The 372-nt window shown below is 67.7% G+C and carries 1 protein-coding gene; it reads right to left on the reverse strand.

Annotation, left to right across the window (positions count from 1 at the left end; all coding sequences use genetic code 11):
- Positions 1 to 372: AMP-binding protein (locus tag ACCD11_RS28390; protein WP_413316472.1), on the reverse strand; the 372-nt coding region annotated here is incomplete at both ends.

Consider the following 372-nt stretch of genomic DNA (forward strand, 5'->3'; position numbering starts at 1 on the left):
GCCCGGCATCTGCAGGTGGCTCTGCGTGAGCAGCAGCGCGATGCCGCTGTCGCGGACCATGTACGTCAGCCGATCTGTGGGGTACTCCGGGTCCAGCGGCACGTAGGCGCCGCCAGCCTTCAGGATCGCCAGGATGCCCACCACCATCTCGATGGAGCGTTCCAACGCGATGCCCACCTTGGTCTCGGGCTTCACGCCCCGGGCGATCAGCCGGTGTGCAAGGCGGTTGGCCTGTGTGTTGAGTTCGCCGTAGCTCAGCGTTTGCTCGCCGAAGCACAGCGCGGATGCTTCGGGCCGTGCGCGCACTTGCCGTTCGATCAGCCGATGGATCGGCTCGCCCGCCTCGGCTGCCTGCCTGCACGCACCCCACGA

The organism is Variovorax sp. Varisp36, assembly GCF_047304235.1.
Classification (GTDB): domain Bacteria; phylum Pseudomonadota; class Gammaproteobacteria; order Burkholderiales; family Burkholderiaceae_C; genus Variovorax.